Consider the following 5,923-nt stretch of genomic DNA (forward strand, 5'->3'; position numbering starts at 1 on the left):
TCACTTGGCTGGCGGTGCTCTGGTACCATCGATCGGTTCCCGGTGGTTCCCTTGCACTTGCGGGGCCGATCCGCTTCGCGGCCAACGTCGGCTTCCTGCTCTGCGTTTTCGCGTTCTTCGAGGGAGCGACCTTCGGGGCGCTCGACGGGTTGCTCGGGGTCCCGGCAGCAGTGATGTCGCATTCCCACGGTGCCGAGACGCCGTTGCTGACCGAGGGGCGTTACGCGCAGGTCCGCCACCCGCAGTATCAAGCCGCCATTCTCGCGGGGCTGTGCTCGCTGGCCATCCACCCGAACGCGGCTCAGCTTCTGTGGTCGCTGATGATTGGCGGCACGTTTGTCGCCTTCATCCCGGTCGAGGAAGCCCAGCTGACCGCCGCCCGCGGCGACGCATACATCGCGTACATGCAGAAGACACCGTGGCGGCTTGTACCCGGCGTCTGGTAACGAACCGCGGGCGGAACCCAGGCTTGCCCCGTGCTGGTGCTGGCCGAGCACCGCGGGCGAGTCAGTCAGGGTTGGATGCGCGTCTTAATAAAGGCAGCGATGCGCTCGATTGCCTGCTGCCCCTCGGGAAGCAGGGAGGCGAAGGCCTGCCAGACGTGTATCATGTCCTCCCAGGTCTCCAAGCTCACCGCCACGCCCGCTTTGCGCGCGCGCTCCGCCAGGCGAATCGAATCGTCCAACAACGTCTCGGCAGTTCCCACCTGAATCAGGAGCGGTGGGAGCCCGGACAGATCAGCATACAGCGGGGCGGCGAGCGGCGTGCGCGGATCCTGGCCGGCGAGATACATTGCCGCCATCTTGCGCAGCGGATCACGCTGCACCATCGGGTCGACCGCCGCCTTGGTGGCCATCGACTCACCCACACCTTCAAGGTCGACCCAGGGCGATAGGCACACGCCTGCGGCTGGAAGCGGTTGTCCCGCATCGCGGAGCGCCACCAGTGTCGCCACCGTCAAGCCGCCGCCCGCAGAGTCTCCACCAATCACCATGCGCGACGGCGCGACGCCGATGCCCAGGAGCCAGCGGTAGGCCGCGGTTGCGTCTTCGACGGCGGCCGGATGCGGATGTTCGGGCGCTAGCCGATACTCGATCAGCAGCACACGGGCTGCCGCTGCCCGGGACAACCGCGCCGCCAGCTCCCGATGCGTCTTGATCGAGCCCATGACGTAACCGCCGCCGTGCAAGTACAAGATGACGTTCTCACGGCGCGCTCCCGGTGCCGTCACCCATTCCGCCGGCAGGCCGCCGGCATCGACCGGCTCGAACGTGACGTCATCCGGCAGCGGGGCTATCGACGCCAGTGCTTCGATGCCGGCGCGCATTTCGGCCACGCTGACGTCCGCCTCGAGCGGGCGAGCTTTGAGCATGTCGATGATCATTCCGAGTTCCTGGCTGGCCATGGTTCGCTCTCTCCAACGCGTTGGTGTGCTTCCCTCATAGGCGAAGGGTGCTCCGCTGCGCAAGACGCCAGGGTATCTTCGGAGCCGATGTCGCGGAACGCTTTCCTTCTCCCGCCGTTGTCGCTAAAACACTCCGCGTCGGGCGACCGGGACCCGCCGGCGCCTAGTCTGAACAAGGAGGAGCGCACAATGGGCAGAAAGGTTTTCGTTGTCGGAGTCGGTATGACCAAGTTCGAGAAGCCAGGCTCGAAACAGTGGGACTACCCGGACATGGCGAAGGAGGCGGGCAGCAAGGCGCTGCAGGACGCCGGTATTCCGTACGCCGATGTTGAGCAGGCGTGCGTGGGGTACTGCTACGGCGATTCCACATGCGGCCAGCGCGCGGTGTACGGCCTCGGCCTGACCGGCATCCCGATCTACAACGTCAACAACAACTGCTCGACCGGCTCGACGGCATTGTTCATGGCGAAGCAGTTCGTCGAGGGCGGCATCGCCGAGTGCGTGCTGGCGCTCGGCTTCGAGAAGATGGAGAAGGGGTCGCTCGGCGTGAAGTACAGCGATCGCACCAACCCGCTCGATCGCCATTTCGAGCTCATGGTCTCGTTGCGGCAGTTCGCACCCGCACCGGGGGCGGCGCAGTTCTTCGGCAACGCCGGACGCGAACACATGGAGAAGTACGGCACCAAACCAGAGCAGTTCGCCAAGATCGGCCTGAAGAACCACAAGCACTCGGTCAACAACCCGTACTCGCAGTTCCGGGACGAGTACTCGCTCGAAGACATTCTCAAGGCGCCGATGGTCTACGATCCCCTCACCAAGCTGCAGTGCTGCCCGACGTCGGACGGCGCCGGGGCGGCGATCGTGGCCAGCGAGGACTTCGTCAAGAAACACAACCTGCAGAAGCAGGCTGTCGAAATCCTCGGTATGGCGATGGCGACCGACCTCCCCAGCTCGTTCGACGAGAAGAGCTGCATCAAGCTGATCGGTGTCGACATGACCCGCAAGGCGGCACAGCAGGTCTACCAGCAATCGGGCCTCGGGCCGGAGAACGTCGACGTGATCGAGCTGCATGACTGCTTTTCGGCCAACGAACTGGTGACCTATGAGGCGCTCGGCTTGTGTCCCGAAGGCAAAGGCGGCGAACTGATCGACTCGGGCGCGGTGACCTATGGCGGGAAGTGGGTGGTCAACCCGTCCGGCGGCTTGATCTCCAAGGGGCATCCGCTGGGGGCCACCGGTTTGGCCCAGTGCAGCGAGCTGAACTGGCAGCTGCGCGGACTGTCGGAGAAACGCCAGGTGCAGGGGGCAAAGGTCGCGCTGCAGCACAATCTCGGTCTCGGCGGCGCCGCGGTCGTCACCATGTATCGCAAGGCCAGCATCGCCGGCTGACCAAGGAAGCACGCAAGAAGTCACCAGCGGTCAGCGATCAGCGTTCAGCCGGAAGGACAACTTTTCGGCGGCCGATCGCTGGCCGCGCATTTCAGAAGGCCGGGAGGCGCTGTGGAGCAAACGCAATTCAGCCGGCAAGAGATCGAGGCGGCATGGCGCACGCGCATGGCGCTGCAAGACGCCGATGATTGGGAAGGTTTTGGAAAAACCTTTACCGCAGACGCCGTGTACATCGAGCATCAATTCGGCGTCTTCGCGGGACGCGACAGGATCCTGGCGTGGCTCGTTCCCGTGATGGAGTACTGTAAGGACTGGACCTATCCAGTCGAGTGGGTGGCCATCGACGGCAATCGCGTCGTCCATAAGTGGCAGAATCGGCTGCCAGGGCAGAAACCGGACGGCACTTACTACGAGTTCGCCGGCATCACCGTCATGCTCTACGCCGGCAACGGTATGTTTTCGTTCCAAGAGGACATCTATAACCAACACGAGCTCGACAAGGTATTGAAGGAGTGGCACGCGGCCCGCAGCCGCGCCTGACGCGCACGGCGCGTCGGTCTCCGCCGCACCTTCTGCCAGCTCTTCTATAGAGGGGCAGGCCGGGTTCAGGGCGTGGAGCAGCGCCACAGGGAGGGACGATGAACGAGTTCATGCTGGATGAGCAAGCGCGCGCGATACAAGACAAGGCGCGGGAGTTTGTGAAGAACGAGATCGATCCGGAGTACCTGCGGCGGATGGACCGCGACGAGATCCGGTATCCGCGGGAGCTGTACGAACTCTACGCCAAGCATCGCCTCCTGGGGCTGCGCTTTCCCAAGAAATACGGTGGCCAGGGCATGAACTGGGTTGCGGACTGTGCCGCGATGGGAGAGATCGGTTGCCTGGGCATGGCTGCGGGCTGCTCCTTTGTCATGCCGTCCATCGTCGGCGAAGCCCTGAATACCTTCGGGACCGAGGAGCAAAAGCAAAAGTACCTCAAGCCGATGTTGGAGGGTCATCTGGTATCGGCGGAGGCGCTGACCGAGCCGCGTGGCGGGTCGGATTTCTTCGGCGCCAGCAGTCGCGCGGAAGACAAAGGCGACCATTTCGTCGTCCGCGGCATGAAGCGTTTCATCGTTGGGGCGGAGGGCGCGGACTTCTTCTTGGCCTATGTGCGCACCAACCCGGCCGCCGACGCGCCGGCGCACCAGCGCATCAGCGCCATGATCATCGACCGCAGCCCGGGGGTCGAGGTCAAGTACCTCTACGGACTGATGGGAACCCGCGGCGGCGGCACCGGACGGGTGGTCTTCCGCGATGTGAAGGTGCCGAAAGCCAACCTCATCGGTCCACTCCACGGCGGCGCCCTGGTTTTCAATACCATGATGATTCCAGAGCGCCTGACCAGTGCCGCGCCGTGCACCGGCGGCATGCAAGCGTGTTTGGACGTGGCCATGAATTACGCCGACCGGCGCAAGGCCTTTGGAGCGCCGATTCGGAAGTTCCAGGCGGTCAGCTTCATGATCGCCAAGGCGCAGACGCTGCTCGATGCCAGCCGCGCCATGATCTATCAAGCCGCCCTGGCTGCCGATGCCCAGATCCCCAGTGTGCGCCGCATCGTCTCGGAGACCAAGAAATTCGTCACCGAGGCGGCCTGGGACGTTGCCAACCTCGCCATGCAAGTGACCGGTGGCATCGGCTACACCGACGTCTATCCGATTGAACGCGCCGTACGTGATACCCGCCTGGCGCAGATCTGGACGGGCACGAACGAGATCATGAGCGCCATGATCCAGCACGACCTCTACGATGAGTTTCGCGCGCGCCGCGGGCGCTACCGCGACTTCGAGCAGGACGCCATGCACGCCGACGACTCCGAGAAGATCTTCGACGACGACGACATGTGGAGAGTCTTCGACCAGCAGAAATGACCTGGAGAAACCGATCGCGAGAGCGCTGGCGCGACGGCGAGGCACTCGGTCGCATCCGTTCCACGCGGGAGCCTGGCGGTTGCGGTACGACGTTCGCCGTGCGACTGCCGCCGTGACTCAATACGGCGGGGGACGGCGTGCGATGACGATACCCACTCTTCATGTCCTGTTGGTCGAAGACAGCCGTAGTGATGCCCACCTGATCCGCGCATTGCTGCGCAAATCCAAGCTGCAGCCCTTCGACCTCGAGTGCGCCGGCGACCTCGCGAGTGCACTGCGGCGGCTCAAAGCAGGCGAGTTCGATGCGGTGCTGCTGGATCTGTCACTGCCAGACAGCGAGGGTATCGAGACGTTTACCAAGGCGCACGCCGAAGCCCACGAGGTGCCGATCGTCATCCTCACCGGCCTCGATGACGAGGAAACGGCAGTGCAAGCGGTTGGGGCGGGAGCGCAGGACTATCTGGTGAAAGGGCAAGTGCAGGGGCCGCTGCTGGTCCGCGCCTTGCGGTATGCCGTCGAGCGCCAGCGCGCGGCGGATGAGATCCGCAGACTCAACGCCGAGCTCGAACGGCAGGTGCGGGAGCGGACGGCGGAATTCGAAGCCGCCAACCGCGAACTGGCAGACTTCTGCTATTCCGTGTCGCACGACCTGCGTGCCCCCCTGCGGGCCATCAACGGCTTCGGGGCGCTGTTACTGAAGGACTACGCCGGGCAGTTCGATGCGCGAGGGCAACACTATCTGCAACGGATGCGGGAGAGTGCCACGGCCATGGCGCAGCTGATCGACGACTTGCTCAGCCTTGCGCGGCTGGCGCGCGCCGAGATGCGGTGGCAGGAAGTGGACCTCAGCGCCTTGGCTCAGGCGGCCGCTGCCGAACTGCGGGCGCCGCATTCGAGCCGGTCGGTCGAGTTTGTCATCGCACCGGGGGTACGTGGCCGCGGTGACGCGCACTTACTGCGGGTGGTGCTGGACAACCTGCTCGGAAATGCTTGGAAGTACACCAGCAAGCATGCCACGGTGCGGATCGAGTTCGGTTGCACCGAGATGGATGGGCAGCCGGTCTACTTCGTGCGCGACGACGGGGCGGGGTTCGAGATGGCATATACCAATAAGCTGTTCGGCGCCTTCCAGCGCTTACACTCGACGGAGGAGTTCGAGGGCACCGGCATCGGGCTGGCGACCGTGCAGCGCGTCATTCAGCGCCACGGTGGCCGGGTC

6 protein-coding genes are annotated in these 5,923 nt (G+C 64.4%); 5 read left to right on the top strand and 1 reads right to left on the bottom strand.

Going from position 1 to position 5,923, the window contains the following annotated elements:
* Nucleotides 1-446, top strand: a 446-nt coding sequence (locus tag VF515_19350; GenBank protein ID HEX7409792.1) for a hypothetical protein, incomplete at its 5' end; no start/stop codon positions are given.
* Between the two features lie 65 nt (nucleotides 447-511).
* Here VF515_19350 and VF515_19355 read toward each other — a convergent pair.
* Nucleotides 512-1,405 carry an alpha/beta hydrolase gene (locus VF515_19355; protein HEX7409793.1) on the bottom strand — a complete coding sequence of 298 codons (894 nt, stop codon included), beginning with the start codon at nucleotides 1,403-1,405 and terminating at the stop codon, nucleotides 512-514.
* Between the two features lie 189 nt (nucleotides 1,406-1,594).
* On the opposite strand from VF515_19355, the gene VF515_19360 reads away from it, so the two are divergent.
* The 4 genes from VF515_19360 to VF515_19375 form a co-directional block, all read left to right on the top strand.
* A complete protein-coding gene (locus VF515_19360) occupies nucleotides 1,595-2,794 on the top strand; it encodes a lipid-transfer protein (GenBank protein ID HEX7409794.1) in 1,200 nt (399 codons plus the stop codon).
* A 111-nt stretch (nucleotides 2,795-2,905) separates the two neighbouring features.
* A complete protein-coding gene (locus VF515_19365; GenBank protein ID HEX7409795.1) occupies nucleotides 2,906-3,334 on the top strand; it encodes a nuclear transport factor 2 family protein in 429 nt (142 codons plus the stop codon).
* 98 nt (nucleotides 3,335-3,432) lie between these two features.
* Nucleotides 3,433-4,704, top strand: a complete 1,272-nt coding sequence (locus VF515_19370; GenBank protein HEX7409796.1) for an acyl-CoA dehydrogenase family protein — start codon at nucleotides 3,433-3,435, stop codon at nucleotides 4,702-4,704.
* Between the two features lie 142 nt (nucleotides 4,705-4,846).
* Nucleotides 4,847-5,923: response regulator (locus VF515_19375; GenBank protein ID HEX7409797.1), on the top strand; the 1,077-nt coding region annotated here is incomplete at its 3' end.

It is taken from the genome of Candidatus Binatia bacterium, assembly GCA_036382395.1.
Classification (GTDB): Bacteria; Desulfobacterota; Binatia; order HRBIN30; family HRBIN30; genus JAGDMS01.

Coding starts and splice junctions, on each gene's coding strand:
- VF515_19355 (HEX7409793.1), bottom strand. CDS start 1,405: ATGGCCAGCCAGGAACTCGGAATGATCATCGACATGCTCAAAGCTCGC.
- VF515_19360 (HEX7409794.1), top strand. CDS start 1,595: ATGGGCAGAAAGGTTTTCGTTGTCGGAGTCGGTATGACCAAGTTCGAG.
- VF515_19370 (HEX7409796.1), top strand. CDS start 3,433: ATGAACGAGTTCATGCTGGATGAGCAAGCGCGCGCGATACAAGACAAG.